The sequence below is a fragment of the Schinkia azotoformans LMG 9581 genome (genome assembly GCF_000307855.1).
GTDB classification, from domain to species: Bacteria; Bacillota; Bacilli; order Bacillales; family Bacillaceae_J; genus Schinkia; species Schinkia azotoformans.
The window spans coordinates 23972-49547 of record NZ_AJLR01000120.1 but is presented as its reverse complement, the minus strand read 5'-3'; the positions used below and the strand labels follow the sequence as shown (position 1 = coordinate 49547).

The 25576-nt window shown below is 39.1% G+C and carries 25 protein-coding genes; 4 read left to right on the top strand and 21 right to left on the bottom strand.

The window, feature by feature from the left end:
- Positions 1-24: 24 nt before the first annotated feature.
- A complete protein-coding gene (locus BAZO_RS13845; protein WP_003332207.1) occupies positions 25-606 on the bottom strand; it encodes a biotin transporter BioY in 582 nt (193 codons plus the stop codon).
- Between the two features lie 203 nt (positions 607-809).
- Between BAZO_RS13845 and bioB the strand changes: the two genes are divergently transcribed.
- Complete coding sequence (gene bioB, locus BAZO_RS13840; protein WP_003332206.1) at positions 810-1808, top strand: biotin synthase BioB; 999 nt, start codon at positions 810-812, stop codon at positions 1806-1808.
- A 68-nt stretch (positions 1809-1876) separates the two neighbouring features.
- On the opposite strand, the gene BAZO_RS13835 is transcribed toward bioB, so the two are convergent.
- Positions 1877-2641: an ABC transporter permease gene (locus BAZO_RS13835; RefSeq protein ID WP_003332204.1), complete on the bottom strand. Its 765-nt coding sequence runs from the start codon at positions 2639-2641 to the stop codon at positions 1877-1879.
- 4 nt (positions 2642-2645) lie between these two features.
- Positions 2646-2825 (bottom strand): hypothetical protein, encoded by a 180-nt coding sequence (locus BAZO_RS13830; protein WP_003332203.1) that lies wholly within the window; start codon positions 2823-2825, stop codon positions 2646-2648.
- 93 nt (positions 2826-2918) lie between these two features.
- Between BAZO_RS13830 and BAZO_RS13825 the strand changes: the two genes are divergently transcribed.
- The gene (locus BAZO_RS13825; RefSeq protein WP_003332202.1) at positions 2919-3593 is read left to right on the top strand and encodes an acyl-CoA dehydrogenase family protein; all 675 of its coding nucleotides are present in this window, start codon (positions 2919-2921) and stop codon (positions 3591-3593) included.
- A gap of 57 nt (positions 3594-3650) precedes the next feature.
- Here the strand turns inward: BAZO_RS13825 and BAZO_RS13820 are convergent, their stop codons facing one another.
- The 3 genes from BAZO_RS13820 to BAZO_RS13810 form a co-directional block, all read right to left on the bottom strand.
- A complete protein-coding gene (locus BAZO_RS13820) occupies positions 3651-4442 on the bottom strand; it encodes a putative hydro-lyase (protein WP_003332201.1) in 792 nt (263 codons plus the stop codon).
- A 35-nt stretch (positions 4443-4477) separates the two neighbouring features.
- A complete protein-coding gene (locus BAZO_RS13815; protein ID WP_235786740.1) occupies positions 4478-5620 on the bottom strand; it encodes an NRAMP family divalent metal transporter in 1143 nt (380 codons plus the stop codon).
- Positions 5621-5744: 124 nt separating this feature from the next.
- Positions 5745-6533, bottom strand: coding sequence for a LamB/YcsF family protein (locus BAZO_RS13810; protein WP_003332198.1), 789 nt, complete (start codon positions 6531-6533; stop codon positions 5745-5747).
- 269 nt (positions 6534-6802) lie between these two features.
- Here BAZO_RS13810 and pxpB point away from each other — a divergent pair, with 269 nt between their 5' ends.
- Complete coding sequence (gene pxpB / locus BAZO_RS13805; RefSeq protein ID WP_003332196.1) at positions 6803-7546, top strand: 5-oxoprolinase subunit PxpB; 744 nt, start codon at positions 6803-6805, stop codon at positions 7544-7546.
- Complete coding sequence (locus BAZO_RS13800; RefSeq protein WP_003332195.1) at positions 7536-8531, top strand: 5-oxoprolinase subunit C family protein; 996 nt, start codon at positions 7536-7538, stop codon at positions 8529-8531. Before pxpB ends, BAZO_RS13800 begins: the two co-directional genes overlap by 11 nt.
- A 65-nt stretch (positions 8532-8596) precedes the next feature.
- On the opposite strand, the gene BAZO_RS13795 is transcribed toward BAZO_RS13800, so the two are convergent.
- The 15 genes from BAZO_RS13795 to BAZO_RS13725 form a co-directional block, all read right to left on the bottom strand.
- The gene (locus tag BAZO_RS13795) at positions 8597-9355 is read right to left on the bottom strand and encodes an IclR family transcriptional regulator (protein WP_003332194.1); all 759 of its coding nucleotides are present in this window, start codon (positions 9353-9355) and stop codon (positions 8597-8599) included.
- Positions 9356-9370: 15 nt separating this feature from the next.
- The gene (locus tag BAZO_RS13790) at positions 9371-10702 is read right to left on the bottom strand and encodes a DNA recombination protein RmuC (protein ID WP_003332192.1); all 1332 of its coding nucleotides are present in this window, start codon (positions 10700-10702) and stop codon (positions 9371-9373) included.
- Positions 10703-11117: 415 nt separating this feature from the next.
- Positions 11118-11564 carry a pyridoxamine 5'-phosphate oxidase family protein gene (locus tag BAZO_RS13785; RefSeq protein ID WP_003332191.1) on the bottom strand — a complete coding sequence of 149 codons (447 nt, stop codon included), beginning with the start codon at positions 11562-11564 and terminating at the stop codon, positions 11118-11120.
- A 29-nt stretch (positions 11565-11593) separates the two neighbouring features.
- Entirely contained in the window at positions 11594-11791 is a 198-nt protein-coding gene (locus BAZO_RS23520; RefSeq protein ID WP_328231622.1) for a hypothetical protein, read from the bottom strand.
- Between the two features lie 380 nt (positions 11792-12171).
- Entirely contained in the window at positions 12172-12903 is a 732-nt protein-coding gene (locus BAZO_RS13775) for a class II glutamine amidotransferase (protein ID WP_003332189.1), read from the bottom strand.
- 80 nt (positions 12904-12983) lie between these two features.
- Positions 12984-13256 (bottom strand): hypothetical protein, encoded by a 273-nt coding sequence (locus BAZO_RS13770; protein ID WP_003332188.1) that lies wholly within the window; start codon positions 13254-13256, stop codon positions 12984-12986.
- A gap of 39 nt (positions 13257-13295) precedes the next feature.
- Positions 13296-14804 (bottom strand): glutamine synthetase family protein, encoded by a 1509-nt coding sequence (locus tag BAZO_RS13765; protein WP_003332187.1) that lies wholly within the window; start codon positions 14802-14804, stop codon positions 13296-13298.
- Positions 14805-14851: 47 nt separating this feature from the next.
- Complete coding sequence (locus BAZO_RS13760) at positions 14852-15430, bottom strand: aromatic-ring-hydroxylating dioxygenase subunit beta (protein WP_003332186.1); 579 nt, start codon at positions 15428-15430, stop codon at positions 14852-14854.
- Positions 15427-16761, bottom strand: a complete 1335-nt coding sequence (locus BAZO_RS13755) for an aromatic ring-hydroxylating oxygenase subunit alpha (protein ID WP_003332185.1) — start codon at positions 16759-16761, stop codon at positions 15427-15429. The genes BAZO_RS13760 and BAZO_RS13755 overlap by 4 nt, the downstream gene beginning before the upstream one ends.
- 35 nt (positions 16762-16796) lie before the next feature.
- Positions 16797-17576, bottom strand: coding sequence for an SDR family NAD(P)-dependent oxidoreductase (locus BAZO_RS13750; protein ID WP_003332184.1), 780 nt, complete (start codon positions 17574-17576; stop codon positions 16797-16799).
- Entirely contained in the window at positions 17551-18792 is a 1242-nt protein-coding gene (locus BAZO_RS13745; RefSeq protein ID WP_003332183.1) for an acyl-CoA dehydrogenase family protein, read from the bottom strand. Before BAZO_RS13745 ends, BAZO_RS13750 begins: the two co-directional genes overlap by 26 nt.
- Positions 18793-18862: 70 nt before the next feature.
- Entirely contained in the window at positions 18863-20275 is a 1413-nt protein-coding gene (locus BAZO_RS13740; protein ID WP_003332181.1) for a purine-cytosine permease family protein, read from the bottom strand.
- Positions 20276-20387: 112 nt separating this feature from the next.
- Positions 20388-22160, bottom strand: coding sequence for a hydantoinase B/oxoprolinase family protein (locus BAZO_RS13735; RefSeq protein ID WP_003332180.1), 1773 nt, complete (start codon positions 22158-22160; stop codon positions 20388-20390).
- A complete protein-coding gene (locus tag BAZO_RS13730; protein WP_003332179.1) occupies positions 22153-24276 on the bottom strand; it encodes a hydantoinase/oxoprolinase family protein in 2124 nt (707 codons plus the stop codon). The genes BAZO_RS13735 and BAZO_RS13730 overlap by 8 nt, the downstream gene beginning before the upstream one ends.
- A 5-nt stretch (positions 24277-24281) precedes the next feature.
- Positions 24282-25466, bottom strand: a complete 1185-nt coding sequence (locus BAZO_RS13725) for a M24 family metallopeptidase (protein WP_003332178.1) — start codon at positions 25464-25466, stop codon at positions 24282-24284.
- Positions 25467-25576 lie beyond the last annotated feature (110 nt).

Sequence of the window (25576 nt, the reverse complement as noted above, 5' to 3'; positions counted from 1 at the left end):
TCCCTTCTTTTTTCCTAGAATCTCTTACACATCAATTGTAGGTGTATAAGTTCTTTTTAAAGCTGTGCGTACTTTTGGCAAGACAACTAGTGATACAGTTGTAACGACTATATCCAATGGTAAATAGACTACCATCCATCCCCATGCCATCGTATAACTAAACCCATCAGGTGCAGCTGCCCACATTTTGAAAGCTAAATACATCATATTGGTTCCAATAATGTAATTACAGAAAACACTTAGAAAACCCGCTCCGATATAGTTTTTTTTAGTAACTGATTTTTGGTCTGCAATTAGTTTTCCAGTTACATAAGCGACAAAAATAAATGAGATAATAAATCCAAATGTTGGACTAAGTAATTGTGCAGGTCCTCCTTTAAACTGCGCAAATACAGGTACACCAACTAATCCAACAAGCATATAAGTTAGCATCGCAAGTGTACCTAATCGACTTCCTAAGATCCCCCCGGCCAAAATGGCAAACATAAGCTGTAATGTAATGGGTACTCCACCTATTGTTAGAAAAGGCGAAACATTTGCTCCGACTGCCATTAAGGCTGTAAATAATCCACATAATACAATATTTCTTGTCTTAGAATTTACCATAATTCCTCTCCTTTTTGTTAACCTAAATTAATTTTAGGTTAACATTAAATTCAAGAATATTCTCGCATATGTAAAACCGATTGTAAAGTAATCATTTAAAAATACACCCCCAATATTATTAAATCTTTCAAATCTTCTAATTTACAAAATGTTAACTTTAAATTACAATTAGTTGACACAAATAAAAAAGAGGAGGATTTTACATGGATTGGACTCAATTAGCTGAACGTGTTATTAAAGGAGAAGAAATCACGGATCAGGAGGCATTGTCAATACTAGAATGCCCAGATGAGGACTTATTGCAGTTGCTTCATGGAGCATTTCAAGTTCGTAAGCATTTCTATGGAACAAAGGTAAAATTGAATATGATCATGAATGCAAAGTCAGGTAACTGCTCTGAAAATTGTGGGTATTGCTCACAATCATCCGTTTCCGATGCACCAATTGAAAAATACTATATGTTAGATAGGGAATCATTGTTAAAGGGGGCAGACCAAGCTAATAAATTAAATGTGGGTACATACTGCATTGTTGCAAGTGGTCGGGGGCCAAGTGACCGAGAGGTAGACACTGTCGTCGAAACGGTTAAAGAAATTAAAGAGAATTACAATCTAAAAGTTTGTGCGTGCCTTGGTATTTTGAAGCCGGAACAAGCTAAAAGATTGAAGGATGCTGGAGTTGACAGATATAATCACAACCTCAACACATCAAGAGAACACCATGAAGCCATCACTACTTCGCATACTTTTGATGATCGAGTTAATACCGTCAATATGATCAAAGAAGCGGGGATTTCACCATGCTCAGGTGTTATCGTGGGAATGCGAGAAACAAAAAATGATGTAATCAGTATGGCACGAAATGCAAAGGCGATTGGTGCTGATTCAATTCCGGTAAACTTTCTTCATGCCATTGATGGAACTCCGTTGGAAAGAACTAAGGATTTGAATCCTAGATATTGTTTAAAAGTATTAGCATTGTTTAGATTCATTAATCCCAATAAAGAAATCCGGATTTCTGGTGGCAGGGAAGTAAATTTACGAAGCTTACAGCCTCTAGGATTATATGCAGCAAATTCTATTTTTGTTGGAGATTATTTAACTACACAGGGGGCTGAAAGTACAGCTGACCATCAAATGTTAGTTGATTTAGGATTTGAGATTGATATGGTGCAAGAGCTGGTTGAAGCTGGTTTAGAATAATTTTTCAGGTAAAAAAGCAAGGAAGCCAACCAGTTCCTTGCTTTCACTCTTTTTAGGTTCCAGTTCTCCTAATTATCAGCTCTCCCCCAGATTTGGTTAATCCAGCTTTCAAAAAGCCCGACAATTTTATCAAGGAGTAAACCAACGATTCCGATTAATAAAATTCCGGTCATCACTAAATCAAGTCTCATTGAATTTCTTGCATCCACAATTAAATATCCGAGACCTGACTGAGCTCCAACCATTTCACCGGCAACAAGGAAAATCCAAGCTGTTCCTACTGCAATATGGAGACCATTTGCTATATAAGGAAATGTAGCCGGAAAAATTACCTTGCGTAATAATTCAAGTTTCTTAACGCCAAAATTTTGAGAGACCTTCAAGTAAGTTTGATCAACCTTTTTCACACCGCTCACTGTTGATAATAACACAGGAAAGAAGGCAGCAATAAAAATTATTACAATAGCTGGTATATCCCCAATACCAAACCATAGGACAATAAAAGGTGACCACGCAATTGGAGAAATTGGACGCAAAACTTGAGCAATTGGGTCAATAACGCCCCATAATATCGGAATTCTTCCAAGAATAAGCCCTAAAATAACAGCAGTTAAAACAGCCGAAATGTACCCCACCAAAAATCGCATGATGCTAACTTGAATATTCGTAAACATTGTCCCATCCTGGATAAGTGACACCAATCCATCCCACACGTGTAATGGTGACGGAAAAAGAGCTGAATCATACTGTCCAATAATAATAATCATTTGCCAAATAATTATTAAAATACTAAAACCGATGAATGCATTAATAATAGTTTTAAGCTTTATCATTTTTTCACTTCGCTTTATCGATTAAAGAATTATCAACAAAGTCTGCAAACGTGGGTGGATTTTCCTGTAACCCCATCTCGACAAGACTATTTGTTAATTCTTTATAATCCTCTTCTTGAATTTTTAAATTATCATATTTAATCCATTTAAAGGACAAATCTATAACATCTTTTTCTACTTTCATATATTTTTACCACTACTGGAGAATGGGGAGATTTTAGCTGCAACCGGTTTATCTAACCCAATGAAATATTATGCGGGCCTAGAGGACCTACATTTGAGTGCGGAACCAACAGAAGGGGGTTATTTCCTCTCTGGTGTATTACCGGCAGTATCAAATCTTGGTGAAAATCATTGGATTGGTGTTGTCGCAGCTGTTAATGAAAATAAGCGTGTAATGTGCTTCGTACCTTGTCAAATAGAAGGTTTGAAGATGAAGGGCAAGGTGGAATTCCTTGGTGTCAACGGAAGTGCAACATATTCCTGCCAGTTTAGCAATGTATTTATTCCAAAGGAATGGGTGTTATCAGAGGATGCAGATGAGTTTGTAAAGGCAATCCGCCCTACCTTCGTTCTATACCAACTCCCGCTTGGAGTAGGTGTAACAAAAGAATCAATTTCTTCAATTGATCATGTTGAGCAGAGGCAAAATGGATGTAATCGCTATTTGAAAAAACAAGCATATCACATTCTTAATGAGGTTCAGCAATTTCAAAAGAAGATTGAAGTTTTATTTGAAGAAGATCTGTTTAATTGGACGGAAATAGCCAAACTTCGCCTTGAAATAGCTTATTTAACTCTTGATGCTGTTCAAGCTAATATGCTGCACTGTGGTAGTTCAGGCTATTTAAATGAATGTGCATCTTCCCGTAGGCTTCGTGAAGCATATTTTTTTGCTAACCTAACGCCAACGGTAAAACATTTAGAGAAAATTGTAAACAGTTATTCTTAAGTAGTATTAACGAAATGTTTTAAAAATGTCGAAGTGCCAAGCACTTCGACATTTTTTCTACAACACACTAAATTTTTCATCTTTAATATCACTGATAAACATACAGCCTGGTCCATGCGTAATCATAATCGATGGCTTGCTTTCCATTGCTACAGCCTGTGGAGTAACACCACAAGCCCAAAATACCGGAATCTCTCCTTCTTTTATGGTGACAGCATCTCCAAAATCAGGTTTTGAAATATCAGGTATACCTATAAGACTCGGATCACCAATATGAATCGGCGCTCCATGAACGGCTGGAAAACGCGACGTAATCTGGACTGCCCTGATAGCATCAACTGGTGTCATCGGGCGCATACTAACAACAGTTGGCCCTTCAAACATACCTGCTTTTTGGCACGGAATATTTGTTTTGTACATCGGTACATTGCAGTTTTCTTCGATATGGCGGACTGGGATGCCGCTTTCTAGGAGTGGCGTTTCAAAGGTAAAACTACATCCGATTAGAAAACCGACCATATCATCTTCCCAATACTCCGTTATATCGGCCACTTCTTCGGTAAATACACCATCCTGGTAAATTCGATATTTCGGAATATCTTTCCGAATATCTGCCCCTTCCGCTATCAATGAAGGACTAAACGAGCCCGGTTCTGTCACATCCAACAACGGACAAGGCTTCGGATTCCGTTGACAAAACAGTAAAAAATCAAAGGCATGCTCTTTTTTTAAAATAACTAAATTCGCCTGTGTATAGCCTTTTGACATGCCTGCTGTCGACCCAGTAATTACTTGTTTTCGGATCAATTCCCTTATATCTTTCGGATCCATTGATTCATAGTTTCCCATTATATCTTCCTCCCAAAATGTATTTCCTTACGAAATTACTTAAATAATAAAGGCAATTGCTCTATTAACGTTTTTACACCTAAAATTCCCATAATAATAACAACGAATACTCCAGGGATGGTTAACCATAATGGATGTTTATACGCACCAACAATGCTCTTCTTGTGTGCCGCTACTAATAATGTTCCTAAAGCGATTGGTAAAATCAGAGCATTTAGCGCCCCTACTAGGATTAGAATATTAACTGGCTTTCCAACTAGGGCAAATGTCCCTGTAGAAACAATAATGAAAGCAATGATGATCCACTTATGGTATTTTTCAATTTTTGGGTGGAAGGAGCGGATAAATGAAACTGATGTATAAGCTGCCCCTACAACAGAAGTAATCGCCGCTGCCCACATAATAACACCAAAGATACGATAGCCAATGTTTCCTGCTGCTAATTGGAAAACTGAAGCAGGAGGATTTGCTGCATCAATCGCTAAACCTTGTGTTACAACACCAAGAACTGCCAAGAATAAGGCTACACGCATAATACCAGTTGCAACAATTCCGGTAACAGAGCTTTTCGTAACTTCTGGCAATGATTCAATGCCTTTTACGCCTGCGTCAAGTAGGCGGTGTCCACCGGCAAATGTGATATAACCACCCACCGTACCTCCAACAAGCGTGACGATCGCAAACCAGCTAATCTGTTCAGGTTTAACTGTATTAATGATTGCTTCCCCTACTGGCGGGGATGTTTTAAAAGCAACGTACAGCATAAGTAGAATCATAACAACTCCTGCAAATTGAGCGAACTTATCCATTGCTTTTCCTGCTTCTTTAACAACAAAGATGAAAATCGCTACTATGGCACTAATAATAGCTCCAGTAATCGGGTCTAATCCCATCATAGCATTCAAACCTAATCCGGCTCCAGCAACGTTTCCAATATTAAATGCCAAACCGCCGATGACAATCAGGATGGCCAAAACAACGCCAAGTCCAGGTAACACTTTATTGGCAACTTCTTGCCCACGGAGTCCCGATACACAAATAATACGCCAAACGTTCATTTGTGCAAAGACATCTAATATTAATGATATTAGAATAACAAAGGCAAAACTAGCGGCTAATTGCTGAGTAAACACTGTTGTTTGTGTCAAAAAGCCCGGTCCAATTGATGATGTCGCCATCAAAAATGCTGCACCTAATAATACACTACGGCTCGTCTTCTTTTTTACTAAAGCGCTATCATTATTTTGGATAACTTTTAGTTCTGGGTTTTCCGATTTTAATTGAGATTTTTCCACCCTTGCATTAGTATTTTCCATATGAAGCCTCCTCCCAGTTGCTGATTGCAGCAATTGTAATATTATTTTGTTCTAATGATTCTTTAAGATATTTCGCAAATAATAAGGCATGTTTCCCATCCCCATGAATACATACTGTATCTGCACGTAATGAAACCTCTGTTTTTTGCTGGGAAACTACTTTCCCTTCCCTTGCCATTTTCACTACTTGTGCGGCAGATTGTTCATGATCTGTAATCATCGCATCCTTTTGAGAACGAGAAGTTAAGGATCCATCTTGTTGATAGGTTCGATCTGCAAACACCTCATGGGCAGTCCGTAAACCAATCTTCTCCCCCGCTTTCGTTAATTCACTGCCAGAAAGCCCAAATAAAATCAATGATGGTGAAATATCATAGACGGCTTGCGCAATGGCCTCAGCAAGATGAGGATCCTTTGCGGCCATATTGTACAAAGCACCATGAGGTTTTACGTGCTGCATTTTTTCATTGAAGGTCGCTAAAAACCCTTGTAATGCCCCGATTTGGTAAACAACCATGTCATATCCTTCTTGCGGTGTAATCGCCATTTCTCTTCGACCAAAACCATTTAAATCTGGTAAACCAGGATGAGCCCCAATTTTAACACCATTTGAAATTGCCATCTTCACTGTTTCTCTCATTACACTTGGATCACCGCTGTGGAAACCGCATGCAATATTGGCTGATGTAATGTATTTCAATATTTCTTCCTGTTCCCCCAGTTTAAAGCGGCCAAAACTTTCCCCAAGATCACAGTTTAAATCAACTTGAAACATAAAACCCCTCCTTTTCATTTTTCACTATCTTGATAAACTACAAAGTAAATTGTTCCGATTTACGGAACTCTAGTTTCGATTTATAGCAATATTCTAGCATAATTATTTTTTGTTGAAAAGAGTTAATTTTAGAATTATACGAAAAATGGAACGTATCTAAATATTGCCTTTTCAAGGCTTGTTTTTCTATTCAAATAATTTATAATAAAAATATCATCCGTAAAACAGAACAATATTTCCGAAATTCGAAACTAAAGGAGTTGGCCTCCATGACGATTCATGACAAAATTGAATTAATACGGCCTTTAGGGGATTCAGCATTAGTAATCCATTTAGGGGATGGAATTAACCCAACGATCCATGAACAAGTTAAACATCTATCTTACTTAATAGAAAAAGAACCATTTCCTGGATTTATTGAATCAGTTCCGTCCTACAATAACTTAACTGTGTATTACAATCCTGCAGCTGTTTATTTTTCTATTATCGAAAAAGATAAAAAAAGTCCTTATAAAATTGTGAGCGCTTTAATGGCAGAATTACTCGATCAATTAAGTACAAATGAGCTGGTCGAAGAGCGGCTTGTTAAGATTCCGGTCGCTTATGGGGGAGAATTTGGCCCAGATTTGGAATATGTAGCGGCTTACCATGGGCTTACAGTAGATGAAGTCATTCAAATTCATTCTGCAAATGATTGTCAGGTCTATATGATTGGTTTTGCACCGGGCTTCCCGTTCCTTGGAGGAATGGATGAAAGAATTGCCACACCTAGGAAGGAGTCACCTCGTCTTGCCATTGCCCCAGGATCCGTGGGAATCGCTGGCAAACAAACAGGCGTTTATCCATTGGAAACACCGGGAGGCTGGCAAATTATCGGACGGACCCCGCTTGATTTGTTTCTTCCGGAACAAACACCTCCAACGTTATTACAATCAGGAGATAAAATCCGCTTTATCCCCATTTCATTTGAAGAATTTGCTACCTACAAGGAGATGAAACATGATGAGTGTTAAGGTGATTCATCCAGGATTATTGACGACCATTCAAGATTTAGGGAGATTCGGCTCCCAAAAATTCGGGGTAATTGTAAGCGGTGCGATGGATCCTATTTCATTGCGAGTTGCGAATTTACTTGTTGGAAATTTCGAAGGCGAAGGAGCACTTGAAATTACGCTTTTGGGGACAACGCTCCAATTTGGAAGCGACCAATTAATTGCCATTACTGGCGGTGATTTACAGCCTACCATCGATGGGGAAAAAGCACCAATGTGGAGGCCGCTCCTTATTCGTAAAGGGTCTATTTTAAAATTTAAATCTGCCATAACTGGATGTAGGGCATACGTTGCCTTTGCTGGTGGGATTGAAGTTCCTGAAGTACTTGGAAGTAAAAGCACTTATCTCCGAGCAGCCATTGGAGGGATTCAAGGCAGAGCTTTACGAAAAGGGGATGAATTTACGTGTGGAAATTACAGTACAATCAGTTTGGCATTTGTTCAGCAACTAGACAAAATGAAAAATCATTTTACATGGTCTGTCAACTTTTCTGAATTCTTCTCATTTGATAAAACACAAACGGTGCGGGTTTTACAAGGCTCTGAGTTTAATCATTTCGATAAAGCAAGTCAACATGTATTTTTTTCAGATTCCTACACATTAACAACTGAAGCAGATCGGATGGGGTATCGATTGGATGGCAAGCAGCTAGATTTAACTAAGAAATTTGAATTACTATCGGAAGGGGTTACGTACGGGACGATTCAAGTCCCCTCGAACGGACAACCGATTATCTTAATGGTAGACCGGCAAACAACAGGTGGGTATCCCAAAATTGGTCAAGTGATTTCAGTTGATTTACCTCGATTAGCCCAATTGCAACCGAAAGCGAAGATTTTATTTAAAGAAACAACTCTTGAACAAGCTGAAGCAGAGTTAATTAATCAAGAAATTATGCTAAATGAACTAGCGTTGGGGATTCGCATGAAGGCACTTCACAGATAGTCATACTAAAGCATTTAATTATAAGAATAAGGTGGTCTCTTTGTTGATTAAAGAGACCACCTTTGTCATTCCTTTATATAGCCCAACTGCCTTGATATATCCTCGGCCACTTTTTTTACCTTTTCCTTAAAGTTTTCGACATTCTCCCCTTTATAATTTGCTTCTATGCCAGCAATACTTATACCTGCAACCACTTCACCAAGATGATTAAAAATCGGTGCGGCTACAGCAGAGGTATGATTTTCTAATTCTGAATGGCTTATTGTGTACCCTTCCATTCTCGCCTGTTGAATAGTTTCATAAAGTTTATCCTTATCAGTAATCGTGCCTTGGGCAAAAGGTTTAAGCTCCTCTGTTTCGATATATGCCTTTATTTCTGCATCAGGTAAGAAGGACAAGATTGAACGTGAACAAGCTCCTGCATATAGCGGGCTTTTCCTGCCAATCGCAGTATAAAGGCGAACCTTTTGTTTTGTGTCGATTTTTTCAATATAGATCGCCTCATTACCTTCTCGTACAATTAAATTTATCGCTTCCTTTACATCATTATGTAAATCTTGCATAAATGGATAAGCGATCTTACGTATATCCAACCTCATAGAAACAAGATGGCCGAATTTAAGAAACAAAAGCCCAAGCCGGTACTTAGCATCGCTTCCTTTTTCCAAAAAGCCCATCTCCTCAAACGACCTAATCATTCGATAGACTGAAGTTTTCGGTATCCCCGATAAATTAATAATTTCTTGAAATGATAATTCTGTATGCTCAATAAAGAGATTTAATATGTCCATTGATCGGACGACCGTTTTATTTTTGTTATTCATTTTCCTTCCCCCACCTTACTCTAATCCAACCAATTCCGATTCACCCAGCAATTCATACGTTTCTGGCTGCGGCAGTTCTTGGACATTTTTTAATTTTCTTTCGATTACCCGGCTTCGTGTGGCTGCGCTGTCAATTGTATTGCTTGCCTCTTGGAGTTTTTTCTTCGTTTTGTCGAGAATGTCTCCAAATTTAGTAAACTCCGTTTTTACAGCTCCAAGTAATCCCCAGACTTCGCTGGATCGTTTTTGAATGGCTAATGTTCTGAATCCCATCTGCAAGCTGTTAAGGAAGGCAGCTAATGTCGTCGGTCCTGCAATTATGATCCGCATATCTCTTTGCAAGGAATCCCAAAGGCCCGGACGTCGTAGGACTTCAGCAAATAAGCCTTCAAACGGTAGGAACAATACGGCAAAGTCTGTTGTGTTTGGCGGGTTAATATATTTATCGCGAATACTTTTGGCTTCCAGCTTAATTCGGTTTTCCAGTTGTTTAGCTGCATCAGCTGCTGCTTGGACATCACCTAATTCCTGTGCGTCCAGTAATCGATTGTAGTCCTCTAGCGGAAACTTTGAATCGATCGGAAGATATACAACTCCGCCGCTATCATCTTTTGAAGGAAGTTTTACAGCAAATTCAACCCTTTCCGCAGAGCCTTTTTTCATTGCGACATTGGATTCATATTGTTCTGGTGAAAGGATTTGCTCAAGTAAATTTCCTAATTGAATTTCACCCATTATTCCTCTCGCTTTTACATTCGATAGTACTTTTTTCAGGTCCCCTACTCCGGAAGCTAATGTTTGCATTTCCCCTAAACCTTTATGTACTTGTTCTAACCGTTCACTTACTTGTTTAAAAGAATCGCCAAGCCGCTGTTCTAAAGTGGCATGTAGTTTTTCATCTACAGTTAAGCGCATTTGCTCTAGCTTCTTACTATTATCTTCCTGTAAATACGTTAATTTTTGTTCGACTGTATGGCGGACACCTTCGAGTTTTTGTTCATTCATATTCGTAAGTTCTGTTAATTGTTTATTAAAGCTATCAAGCTGATTTTTATTTTGAAATGCCATTTGATTTATCGTCGTCATGACATTTTGACTCAGAGTGTTTAATAGTGTCGTTAATTCCTCACGGGCTTGCTTCGTTGACAGCCCCATCTCCTGTCTAACTTGGCCAATATCCTCCCTAACTATTCGTTCCAGCCTTTCTTGAGCTTTTTCTATCAAAGATAAAGAAGCTTGTATTTTATTAGATTTTTGCTTGGACACCATATTCATAACGATCAATAGCAAAATAAGCATAATAACATTTATCACCATTGATACCATAACCAATATATTTTGGTCCATCCATTTCCCCTCCTAAGTGTAATATTAAACTTGTATAATTTATATTTAGTATCGCCAATAAATCTATTCTATAAAAATACTAAACAAAAAGAAATAGACCGCCACTTCAACGGTCCAATGTTCAATCGTTCACAACTGTAATGTATCCCTTTGTCAAGACAATTAATTTGTAAATAAATATCAAGCTGATTTGACCTAAATTTCCTTTTGTTTTCTAAACAGCATGCGATCCTCGACCTCTTTCAATTCGAAAAAAAGGGACAATTGATATAGAGTGAATACTTTCAGAATTTAACAAAATAATACGTAACTGATGCTAGTATTTTTTCATATACATCAAATCAAAAGGTCTTAGCTGTTTATTAGCTGAGACCCTTTTGTATATCTTCAAACTTTTATTCTTTTTCACCATTCCTTATTTTTTTAATTCACTGTAAATCTCATGATCTATTTTATTAGCAAGTTCAGCATCATATGTTTTTTCATATCCTGGTACCGCATTAATTTTCCCGCCATAAAAAATGACATCTTCTACACTATCGATCTCTACTGTTACTACTCTAAACTTCATTGTTCCTTGCATTATTTCCGAAACATTTCCGGTACCTTTTATTTCATAACAACTTTCAGGACCAACTACATTAAGAACTATATATGGATCATTTTCAATATTTTCAATACTTGAGGATTTATGACCTAATGCAAACTTAATTTTCTCACCACTTTCATGCGCAAATAACCAAGAAATCGTACTGACTGTAGGTTTTTTTGTTTCTTTATCCACAGTAATGAGAGAAATAATTCTTTCACCTTGTAAAAAATCTATTAACTCTTTAGTTAATTTTTCTTTAATTTTTGACATGCTGAAAACACTCCTTTTACTCTTCGTTATTACTTTGAGATGTTCAAACTTGAACTATTTCTATTTCCATCTCCACGCAGCCTACGTTCAGTAAGAATTGGCAATACATGATCACGGAAATATGGGAATTCATCATTGTAGTCAACAAACGATAAAGTAGTTCCCTTAAATCCTACTTCGGCAAGTGCTGTTATTCCATCGGCAACCTGTTCTGGTGTCCCAACCAATGGAAATCCTCCATGTCCTGAAGCAAAACGTTCACGCAATAAATGTAAAACTTCATGTGGGAACGAATAACAATTGGCAAATTGCATTTTAATGACATTTTCTACAGCTGTCCAATCCGCATTCGTTCTAGCAGCATAATCCCAATATTGGAGGGCTTCCTCCTCGGTCGGACGACAAATTACATGTGAGAACGTAAGAACATCAACATTCCGCTCTTTTTCAATTGCCTGACTCTTTAATGCCAGTATTTCTGCTTTAGCATTTTCTAAATCAATTGCAGGCGTAAATAGGATATCGCTTGCTGGTCGAGGATCACTCTTTACCCGCTTAAGTTGAATTCACCATTATTTTTCCTCCTTTAGAAATGCGTTTCTTAAATCTACTTCATTGAACTCTCTTTGTAGCTTTTATTTTCTAATTGGCCAAAAGTTAATTCACACCCAGTAAATAATGGGATTTGTTTTATATTAGTAGCTGTCGGAAAAATTGCTTGGAATAAATAGTCGTCCTGACTATGGAGAGAAGTTGATGCACATCTGACACCACCAAGATTAAAGGTATACATCTTGTTATCATTATTTCCTGCATATAAAAGAGTCACTTCATTCTTTCGAAATGCAATAAGGTTTGCATTCCCCTCCAATATCTGATGTGTTAATTCAAGAGAAATAATCGGGTCTTTTTGTTCATTAAGCTTCATTAAATAATATCGATATCCTACTTCACTATCAGAAGTACCTGCCAATTCATTTGCGTAAAAAGAACGATATTGATCATGATTTTTAAAATAGCCATTGTGTGCAAAAGCGAGTGACTGATCTTCATTTAAGTACGGTTGGGAATTGTTAAATGCCATTGATTTCATTAAGCTTGGTCTGCGCAAATGAACAAGGTATTCTTTGGATACAATCCCTTTCAAAGTTTGTGGAGCAAGAATATCATTTCTCACACCTTCTATCGCACGATATCTTCGAATCTGTCCATCTTCACATTTCCAAGCCATGCCCCAGCCAAATCCAGCAAACCCGTATTCTTCAAGTAGCTTTGCATAATGAAAAATCCATTCAATTGGTATATTTTCATCGGATTTAACCGTAAATAATTCACACATCCATTCCCACTCCTTCATTTATAATCTCGATATAAACAGATAAAACCCCCATCAGAGGAGCTCCCTGATGGGAATCTAATTTACTTTGTGATCCGCGGTTGGATCGTGTGATTCCAAGGCTTCCAGATATCAAGTTGAGAAATAATAGCCATGATTTTGACATAGTCATCTCGATCTATGGAAAGCCAATCGTTATCCCGTTCACCTGTATAAATGCTTCTATCGATGACTGCAGCGGTGCGGACTGCTTCAGCTAACTGCTCGTATATCTGAATGGTTTTCTGAAGATGTTGGATTTGTTTTTGTAATTCAACATCCGTATTTTCAATATTTGCTTGTTCTCTTTCTGTCATCATCCTGCCACCTCTACTTTCAAATCGATAGTATCAGTATTAAAAGTTTTCAAAATACTCTTTATGCTCCCATTCTGTTACAATATTTTGATAGTCTTCAACCTTCTCATTTTCTACGTATGCCATATAACGAGAGATTTCACTTTCCTTCATTCTGATGATATAATCAACAAACATCTTTCCCATCTTATTTTGGTATGTTCCATTTTCACGCAATGAATCTACCGCTTCCTGCAGGCTTTTTGGAATCAATTCCCTCTGGTCCATATAGGCTTCACTACTTGCAGGTCCTGGATCTAAGCGATTTTCAATTCCATCTAATCCTGCAAAAATCTGTGATGCAAAATATAAGTACGGATTCGCAGCTGGTTCACCAGCTCTATTTTCAAAATGGGTCGCCTTGTCTCCATATCCTCCTAAAACACGAATCATCGTTCCACGATTGTCAACGCCCCATCCTGCACGGTCAGGCGCTAATGAATTCGGCTTGAAGCGCTTATAACCATTAATCGTTGGTGTTGTAAATACCGTTGCCGCCCTAGCATTCTTCAAAATCCCCGCAGTATAGTGCTTTCCAAGTACAGATAATGACTCTGTTTCAACTTCCGGCATAAACAGATTCTCACCTGTATTCACATCTACTAAGGATTGATGCAAATGCCAACCACTTGAGAAAAATCCTGGGATGGAAGGTCGGCACATAAACGTTGCTAAATAGCCATGTCTTTTACAAATTTGTTTAACAGCTGTTCTAAATAACAGCATTGCATCTGCCGCTTCGATTCCACGCATAGGCGCAAATGTTACTTCAATTTGGCTAGGTCCCCACTCATCTTCAATCGTACGTAATGGTAGCCCAAGCGCTTCAATGTTTTCGACGATAAGTTGAATGACCTCATCGATTTCATCATTATGTGCTTCCAACTGATACTGGTATCCTCTTGCCACTGGTCGAACTTTGGGAGGCTGACCAGGAGAGCCCGGTGCTCCTAATAATTCTGGATTAATCTCATCACTGACTATTTTCGTTAATGAAAACTCTACTTCAAGTCCTGAAACTAAGTCATAGCCTTTTTCATTTAATTCTTTTAGTGCCTTACGACAAATTTGGCGGCTATCAAACGGGAGTATTTCACCTGTTTTTAAGTAAGCATCCGATAAGATCCAACCGGTATTTGGAGCCCAAGGAAGAATCTTGAACGTAAGCGGGTCTGGTACAAGTGTATAGTTTGGACAGCCCGTCAATTCCTCAAGATCGAATCCGCCACCTTTAATAAACGGGTTAAACACAATCGCATTGGCTGTATCAAAAAAGAGAGGACCCGTATTAAAATCAATGCCATCCTTAAGAGCACTCATAAAAGCGGGGATTGTTAATGTTTTTGCTCTCGAAATACCGTGCTGGTCAGCCCATGCAACTCGTATAAGGCGCAGATTTTTTTCCTCAATTGTTTTGAGAATCCTCTGAATGGCATTTACTTGCTCCTCATTCCATAAATTATGGCGCCAGATAAAACCCTCAGTACTTATTTTTAACATTTCTCTCATTTTTACCGTCTCCTTTTTTATTAAATGTTTGTAATTTTCTGTCTATTTTAGAGGATAAATGTCATATTTTCATGACCTTGGTCGCTGTCAATTAAATTAACTTGTTTAACGTTTATTTTCCATACACCATTTTCTTTTTTCAGACGATAGCCATTCCAACCGGAATATAGTTTTTGTTTGCCTGCTCTTAACTCAGTTAGCATGAAATTTGCCCGTACACGAACTAAATCCTCCTTGCCATCTTTCCATACTTCGATGTTACTTAACATCCGAAGTGTGCGTGAAGCTGGAATTTGCGAATAAGCATAGCCGGTACGAAGTCGATAAATTCGATCCTCAAGCCGTCTCCTGTCATCAAAGGCATGGGAAACTTCCTTCAGTGGGTTTCCACCTCCAGGTGTAATCGGCACCCAATAAAGGCATTCAAAACCGAACAAATCAAGCCAATCTTCCAGTTTACCTTCATCAACTAATCGTGACTCACGAAACAAAAATTGTTCAATTTCACGGCATACCTTTTGAGTTGCTTTACCCGTTTCAGTATCCCAATCCTTCAATCCATCCAACAGTCCAGAGTAGAATTCATCATTCATATAATAGGATACTTTCGAACTATCCTTTATCATACTGATGACACACCTCCTTTAACATTTTCACAAAGAGTTTTTAGTGACGGCTGGCCCATAAGTCGTTTCCACTCTTGATAATAATTACGGATATGCAATTCATCTGTAACAGGACCTGAGATAACACCACGTTCGTCGACTGTTTGACGATCCGGTATTCCTAAGCCGCGACCGGTATGAACCCATTCCACCTCAGGAATCGTTAAGCCAAGATGACATTCTTCAAAATTCGTCATATCATCTGGCTCACCAAAAGCAGGAAAATCCTCTTGTGTGCGCATTCTCAGCATATTGATTTCTTCCGGCAACCCATCTACCGTCGTTGAATACCAGGTCAACTCTGTCTTATCCACCGCATACGGCTGGATCACTTGAATTTGATTTCCAATTAAGCAGAGGTTTGGAAATATGTTAAGATTCATTTGAGCACCGATCGCTTGATCTAACAAGGCATCAGCTTCTTCTTGGTACCGCTCTCTAATCATTTCTTCATATACTTCTCTGCCTGGTTGCGGACGCTGTTGTTTCCAGAAATCACCAATATTTTTATAGTTAGGACGTTGATCGATGAACGTATGGCCATTGCCAAGATATTGAACAACCATCGGTCCATAATCCGGACTTTCGGCAAAATAAGACATATCCTTGTCCTCTCCCATTCGTCCCGCTGTTTCAAATAAAGAACGATGTGAAAAAGACACATGGTATCCATCCGCTGCGTTATCATACGTTAATTTCCAATTTCCTTTATAGATCATGCGGTGAGCGTTGCCGACTACTAGTTTCTTCCCATCATAACGATCAAGCCATTGATCGAGTAATTCTCTAGCAGGACCTAAATAGTCGACGAGACTCGGAGCATTAAGATTTAAAGTTCCAAAAATAAAGCCACGGTAGCTTTCCACTCTCGCTTGTTTCAACCCCCATTCACTAGTATCAAAATCATCACCGTATGCTTTAGGCCATGGTACACCAGCCAGTTCTCCGTTATTTTTAAAATTCCAGCCATGGTACGGGCAGGTGAACACCTTGGCGGAACCACGATCATTGCGACAAACTGTGGCCCCACGGTGTGTACAGCGGTTAAACAAAACCCGGAACTCGTCATTGCGATCCCTGACAACAATTATCGGGCGGCTGCCAAGGTAGCCCGTTTTATAATCATTTACATTTGGCACTTCACTTTCATGAGCCAAATAAACCCATGTCATCCCAAAGATTTTCGTCATTTCCTCTGCAAATATAGTTGGATCAGTATACAATTTCTGATGAACTCGATCATGTTTAATGAGTACATCCCAATTGTGTTCATTTATATTCTGTTGATTCATGATTTCCACCTACCTCATTTTTCATAGTTCAGTAATTAAAGAGCTAAATAACCACCATCAACGACTAAGGAAGAGCCCGTTACAAAGGACGCTTCATCAGACGCTAAAAATACGATACAATTTGCAATTTCCCTTGGATCTGCGTATCTTCCAAGCGGTTGAACCCCTTCAACTGCCTGCCAAAATCCTTCTAAATCCGAAGTATGCTCAGTTGTAATTTGATTTGTCTTTGTCACCCCTGGGGAAACACAAGTAACACGAATGCCCTCTTTTGCATAGCGAGTCGCCAGTGACCGGCTCATCTGTAAAATCGCCGCCTTTGTCATGTTATATAGGAATGTACTCTTGCCCATCATTTCTTGGCCGACATAGCCTGAAACAGAACTCAAATTAACAATAGCTCCACCATTCCCTTGTTTAATCATTTCAGGGATGACATTTTTACAGTTTAAAAACATGCTTTTCAAATTAACATTGATTACGTGATCGAAATCATCCACCGTTGTTTCGGTTATATCTTGAATCCAATGAATACCTGCGTTATTAACTAGAATATCAATCCGTCCAAAACTCTCTAGAGCTGTATCCTTCAATAATTGTGCAGTTGCTTCCGAAGAAACGTCACCACTTACAAGTTCACATCTGTCCGGACAATCTAATTCTGCAGCTACCTCTTCTAATCTAGCATGGCTAATATCATTCAATACTAACTTTGCTCCTTCTTCAGCAAATCTTAGGGCTGTTGCTCTGCCAATTCCGCTGCCTGCTCCAGTAATAATTGCGACCTTATTAGCTAATCTCTGCTGGTTCTGCATTACAAATTTCCTCCTTTAAGAATGCTGGTAAATCTTCAGGATTAAGTCCTAAATCGATAACGGCGATTTGGTCAAGAACCGCATCCTCGTTCGGCGGCATAATTGGTGCGGTAAACGCATCACGAACCATTCTTTCAAACGGTAAGCCTTTTACTAATCCATGGGCACCACAAGCAATTGATGCTGAGCGAACGGTTGCGCTAACTGCTTGCATCATAATATATTTAGCTCGCAGACAAGCTGCGTACGTTTCTGGTCCAGGCCCTTTCGTATCATGTGTCCAGGCTGCATAATAAACCATTAATCTAGCCGCTTCCATTTCAGAGAAAATTTCTCCAGCACGTAAACGCATTGCAGGATGATAAGCCATTGGCTGAGCATATCCTTTTGGTTTACGGGTAGTTAGCGTTTCTTTCACCCAATTTGCAATACCGCGACCAATTCCATAATACATTGATGCAAATGTTCCAAATGCCCAAGCTGCATTTTTGAAGATGAATGATTCTAAAAAGGCCTCTGTTTTATGGAGCACAGCATTTTCCGGTACAAAAACATCATTATATTCAACTGTATTACTGCGAGTGGCACGCATTCCTAACGTGTCCCATACATCAATGACATTAATTCCCTCTGATTTCGTTGAGATGAAGAAGCCAATACTGCTTTGCGGATTTGAACTTTCCTCTGGATGCGCGAAAATGTACACATAATCACTTGCTTCAAACATTGATGCAAACGCTTTCCTTCCGTTTAATATATAGCCGCCATCTACTTTTTTAGCGATCAATGAAGGTGTGTATGATTGCCCGATTAAGCTGGACGATGTTGGTTCTGATACAGATTGACAAATTAATTTCCCTTCCTTAATGACAAGATCAGCGATTTCTTGTTTCTTGTCTTCGGGGATGTCTGGATTTTCCATGATGGCTGCTGTGCCTGCTGCATGCATATTCCATGACATCGCTGTTGCTGCACAGCCTTGTGCTAATTCCTCAATAGCAATTGTATAACCTAGAAAACCAGAACCAAGCCCTCCATATTTTTTTGGAATTGTAAGTCCAAACAAGCCTGCTTCATAAAGTTTTTGATAGTTCTCAACCGGTGAAGTGCGGTTTCTGTCATGCTCATCGGCACGTAAAGCAAAATCTTGTGCCAACTCTTTGCAAAGCTCCTTCCATTTCTTTTGCTCCGCTGTTAATTCGAAATTAATGGACATCCTTCATCTCTCCCAGCTCTTAATAAATTTCTTATATTAAAAAATATAGTTGATGAATTTGTTTAGAAAATTAACCTGAAATATTATTCAAATTATTTTTCTTAGAAGAAGTAAACTGGCTCTTTAAATAATTCAATCCAAGATATAGGACAAAGGCACATACCGTTGAGATTATAAAAGGTACTTGGAACCAATTTTGTTGGTAAAAGGCCATACCGGTAAAGGTACTTACAACTAACGTAAGTAACCCAATCCAATTTACCGCAGGAATGTCGTCAAGATTGACAATACCTTTTTGGCCAAACTTCAATGTTCCCCTTACGACATAATAATCTGTTAACACAATCGTTACCCACACGCATAACAACACACTGCCAATTGTTAAAAACGCTTCAATATAATGTAAGATGTTTCCAAAGATGAAAATAAGCGAAATAATATTGGCTAAAACAACCATCACGGCTCTGCCAGGTCTCCAATTGAAGGCAGTATCAAACAAGTTAACAAGCGCCAGCGCTCCTTCGTAAGAATTCCCAACCTGCACTTTTGACTGCGAAAAAATAATCGTTAATAACCCCCAAAAACCTCCCGCTAGAACTAGGGTAATACCCGGATTTGTAATCGCAGCCATCCCTGCTGCAGCAGGATCCATTCCTTGTTTTAAGAAATAATCGTTAGTTAATTGATAACCGAAATAAGTAATGACCGCTCCAAAAAACATCGTCACACCAAATAGAGAGAAGTTTGAAGCCACACTTACTTTTACGACATCTTTAGTTGACTTTGAAAATCTTGTAAAATCCGCAACAACAATTGCTAGTAGTCCTGCCAAAACAACCGTAGCATTTAAGGCAATTGCAAAGCCTTGACTAGTCGTCATATTAGGAACAAGAATACCGTGGGTAACTGCTTCTACTAATGAGCCTTGTTTCATTAATAAAAACACCATAAAAAGTAACATTAAAAACAGCAAAGGAATCATAATCTCTGCTACACGAGAAACTAATTTATTACCAAATAATGATAGGACAATCCAGATAGCAGTTAAAATTAAGTAAAAGATAAGCTTGATAGTGAATGTAGGTTCTATATCAAAATAAAAGAATATCGAGTTTCCTATTAATACGCTTTCCATTCCAAGAAAACCGATAATCATAAAAGCCCAAATTAAGGAACCGATGGCGGAACCTCTTGTGCCGAAAGCATACGCCCTAGAAATGATATTGCTTGAAAAACCGTCGCGAAATGAGATCACACCTAATGATATGGTGAAAAAAGTACTGACAAGAAATGCTATAAATGCTGCGAGCATTCCCATCCAAAATCCAGCCATAAACGTTACAAGCCCACCAGTGAGTAATACAGCAAGACTGGACCCAATTCCTACACCTACAGCGGCAAGATCCTTCCACGGTCTCCTCATTTCAGCTGGAACAGCCTCAAGCGAGTAGTCCTCCATCATGTTTTCTAATTTTTGTGACATCTGAAATCTCCTCTCTACCAATGAATCTGATTTCTCCTAAGTGACAGACTCCTACAATTTGTTTGTAAGGCCTGTCACCTTACTAGGAAAACTTACAAAAACAACCACTTTGTTATGATAACAATTGCTTTCTTAATAGATTAGTAGCTTCGAGATTTACTTTTCCTGTCTTCGGGTCCACTTCTACCCCATACTCATTTTTCGCTTTCTCGATTGATAAAAGTCCGTCTGATACTTCCTCTTGAACCTTATTGATATCACGCAAGATCGGTGAACCGTAGCCACCGCCACCGCCACAATACATTTCAAGCCAGGTCCCTTTGGGCACTTGGAATACCATGTCTTTGGAACCTACCTTTTGTGTAGTTCCATCAGGAAGATAGAGGAGATAATTATTACTCATACCTTCCCGGCCCCCAAATAATCCATGTGGTAACTTAGCTCCCTCATATTCCATTCCATCACCAAGTGTTCCAACGGCATTGTTGTCACCATCGATGCGGATTTTCACATAGGTACCATACCCGCCACGGTACTTCCCTGCACCGGCAGAGTCTGGCAAATACTCATACGCTTCCATGAAGAAAGGATCTTTTATTTCCAACATTTCGGGATCCTGTGATCTCATGCAACCTGCCGCCCCGGCAAATCCGATTCCATTGAAACCATCAAATCCTTTCAACGCACCTTGACCGCCTTTTGCCATAAACCCAAAATCAAAGTAGGGTTCATTTTTACGAGGATCTGTTCCAGTAAATACTGGTGGACAGGCCTTACACCAGCCAGCTGTCACTTGATCAGGTACAGCATCTTTTAGCGCATTCATAATCGCCTCTAATAAAACATCTGCAATTTGGTTTCCAACGATTGTAGCTGCCGGGAAGTTAGGATTTAATATACTACCCTTTGGAAAATAGCAATCCAATGAGGAAAATAACCCTTCATTTTGGGCAATCTCTGTTCCCGGATTAATTAGCATTAAATATGCAATTGCACATGCTGCTTTCGCTCCTGCAGGAGGCATATTTGTAAATCCAGGTGCCTGTTTATCTGTACCTGTAAAATCCATTTTTACTTTTCCGTCATCATTAATGGTAATTTTAACTGCAATTTTATATTTCCGTAGTGGGTCAACGCCATCTGACACCATATAGCTAACACCATAATAAGTGCCAGGTCTCCATCTGCGAATAATTTCTTTCGTTTGTTTTTCAGTTGCTTCTATAATATAGTCCAAGTGGCTGCGGAAAGTTTCCAAGCCATATTTTTCGACTACTTTTAATAGACCACGTTCCCCAATATTACATGCACCTATCATCGCTTTTACATCTTCTTCTACGATTTTCACCCGAACATTGGCAAACAGCATTTTCCATACATCACGTCTGATCTTCCCTTTTTCAATGATTTTCACACCGGGAATCCGAATCGCTTCCTGCCAAACTTCTGTATGCTGTGGATTATAACCACCAGCAGTGGCACCTCCTAAATCTGTTAAATGCCCTTTACTGACTGTCCAACCTACTAGTTCATCTTGATAGAAAACTGGTTTATAGATTCCTACATCATGGGTTTGATTTCCCCCTTCATACACATCATTGTGGACAATGACGTCTCCCGGATAAAGGTCGTCTTTGAAAAACTCCATAATATACGGTAATGCTGGCTGAGCCCCGAACCCAATGATGGGGATATTGGCACTTTGCTCCATCATTCTCGTTTGATGATCGAATAATCCTGTTACGAAATCACCAGCCTCATTGAACACTGGGGAGCGGGATGTCTGCTGCAGCACTTTGGCCATATCATGTGTTACGGCGTTTAAACGACGTTGAATGACCGATGCAAGAATTGGGTTAATAGCAACTTTCTTGTTCTCACTCATAAATGACACCTCTGTTCTCTTCGATAAAGTGTTTGACAGCTTCTGTATCCATCTTTTTACTATACATAATGTAATTGTCATTTTTATCACAAATTACATTAAAATAAGCAGAGACAATGATCGTAGTTACTTTCTGTTCGATAATCGCCGGTCCACTAATATGGTTACCATGGACAAGAACCTCTCCATCATACACTGGTGTTTCCACTAACTTACCGTGATCACCAAGTGACATTGGGCGTTTTCCTTTATAAGCATGTTCAGCTGAGTTGCTGCGATATTCGGTATGCTTCATATTAGGTTTTTTCGTAATTCCTAAGGCTGATAGATTGAAATTAACAATTTCAACCTCCATCTCCGGTGTACTGTAGCCAAATAATTGATCATGCCATTTATGGAACTTTTCTTCGATATAAGTGATTGTAATCGTTTTCATTTCTTCTGCAGTGAAAGGAACATTCACTTGGAAATACTGACCAACATACATCATATCCAAGCTATACTGGAACTGCATTTCCTCTTCTCTTACACTATCACCGCTAAGCACCTTGGCACCTTGGTCCTCAAGCTGTTGGAATATATCACTAATTTGGTCTAATTCTATTTCTCTAGTAGATGCACGATTTACTTTTACAAAATCATGTCTTAAATCTGACATGAGCATTCCGGCCGCACAGAATATCGAGGATTCTTTTGGAATAACAACAAGTGTGCTGTCAAGTTCTTCAGCTATTGCAGCAGCGTGAAGCGGACCGGCACCACCAGCACAAACTAACGGGAACTCCCGTGGATCATAGCCCCTTTTCGTACTGATTTCACGAATGCCATTTGCCATATTAACATTGACCATATCAATGATACCTTGGGCAGCTTCTTCCACGCTTAATCCTAATTTATCCGCTACTTGCTTTTTAATAGCCTGTTTCGCCTGCTCTACATCGAGCTTCATTTTTCCACCCAAAAAATAGTTAGGATTTAAATAACCAAGCACTAAATTTGCATCTGTAACTGTTGGTAATTCGGCCCCAAACCCATAGCAGACAGGACCAGGATATGCACCAGCACTTTGTGGACCTACATGGAGTAAGCCACCTTCATCTACCCATGCAATGGACCCCCCGCCTGAACCGATTGTATGAATATCAACCGTTGGCAGACTTATCGGCCAATCAGCTATTTCACCCTCTGTACGGATTAACGGATAACCATCTTTAATAAGGGCTACATCAAAACTAGTTCCGCCCATATCCATCGTTAATGCATCCATTATTCCATGTGGCTTCAAGTACCAGCTTCCTGCAACTGGAGCTGAAGCGGGTCCAGATAATAAAGTATTAGCTGCTTTTAAAATCGTTGCTGCCGGAGTAGCAACGCCGCCATTGGATTGCATAATTAGTAAGGTGCCGTCAAAGCAGTAATCTTCTAGTTTTCTTGTTAAGTTAGTTAAGTAGTTTTGAATGATAGGTCCAATATATGAATTCAGAACCGTTGTGCTAGTTCGGTCATATAAGCGAGAGCGCGGCACAAGTTGACTTGATAGGGTTACATAATGATGGGGCAGCTTTTCTCTAACAATTTCACCGGCTCTTAACTCGTGCTCTCCGTTAGCATACGAGTGCATAAAACTGATGGCAATCGCTTCAACTCCTTGCTCACGGATATAATCGATGGCGTCATGAATGTCTTGTTCTGATAAAGGTGCTACCTCCTGACCTTTATAATCCACCCTCTCCTCAATCCCGAGCCGTAGATGTCGAGGTACAAATGCTTTCGGTGAAACATATTGATTGTTGTAAGCATCTGGTCTTAGACCTTGACGCATCTCTAACGTATCGCGAAAACCCTTTGTTGTTAGCAATGCTGTTTTGGCCCCATTATACGTAAGAGTTGCATTTGTTCCTACCGTTGTTCCATGAACAATTAATTCAATCTTTTGAATAAATTCTTTAAGATCCATTTGATAATCTTGCGCCATTTCAGTTAGTCCATTAAAAAAACCAATTGTAGGATCACTAGGTGTAGATAATGTTTTGTATACGCTTGAATTCCCTTCCTGATCAGTTAGCAAAAAGTCAGTAAATGTACCTCCTACATCAATACCAATACGATATTTCATTCACTTCACCTTCCCTTAATTAAAATAACTTCATGACTGCGGTTAGATAATCGTTCGGCTCCATCCTTTGTAATAACAAAAACATCTGACATATAGGCTGATTTATTCATTTCCCGATTCATTATTTGTGGATGGAAACTAATAACCATCCCTTCTTGCAAATACAACAGCTGTTCATCATCACCTGTAGGCACCTCTACCCCTATGAATGAAAGCTCAGCTGGTCTGGCAACAAATGGGCGCTCAATAACATCCATACCAATGGCGTGTCCAGTCAAATGACCACATAAAGCACCTTCTGCTGCAGCAATTTTTTCTACTTCTGCTTGAATGTCGGTTACTTTTACACCTGGTTTCATCGCGTGTTCAGCGTACTCAATTCCTTTGGCAACGAGGCCTGCCATTTTTTCCATTTCCACATCACGTTCTCCAAAACAAAACATCCGTGAATGTTCCACCCAGTGTCCCGAAGGTCCAGTAATTTCAAGGGAGACGATCAGATAATCATTTTCTTTAATAACTCGAGGTCTTGGATTTAAGAAGTACGGTTCAACCTCGCCTGGGTTCTCACTTGAAAGTGTAAGGAATAGTGTATCCTTCGCTCCCAGCGCATGGACAGTGGAATAAGCAACTGAAACCGCTTCCTCTTCTGTCATTCCACTCCTAATATTTTCAATAATTTTATCAAAGCCTTCTTCGATGATCCGATTGGCCTCTTTGATTCCATTAATTTCAGCTTCACTCTTAATAGAGCGAACTTCTTCAAACGCAATACTGGCATCCTCCCATTGAATTTCCGGGAGCTCTCGTTGTAAAAACTTAAAATCCTCTAATTTCATTGTATTATTCAATCCAACAACGCCAATTTTCCCATTTTGCACATTGTGTTGTTTTAACCTTCTGACTACTTCGAGTGCTTCATGGTCCTTAGGAAACAATGTATCCGGCACTCGGCGATCTGTACACCAATGCAATCCTGATGGAAGAATTTGATACTGGGTATCATCTAAAATAAGACCATATCCATATCGGTGAATTAAATGATTATCAAATAAGTATCGCAATGAACCTTTTTTGCCTAGATAAGAGTCAGCTACAAATAATAGAGCTTTATATTCTTTTTTCTTTAAGAGAGATCTTACTTGGCTTAATCGATACTCCCTTTCTGATTTTTCAACAGTAATAATCACCGTTTGCACCCCTTTTCCAATTTTGTTAATTTTCAAAATATTAAAAATGAATAATTGAATAATAGTCCATCATTGTATCAATTGTAAATAGCTTTAAATGTTCATTATTT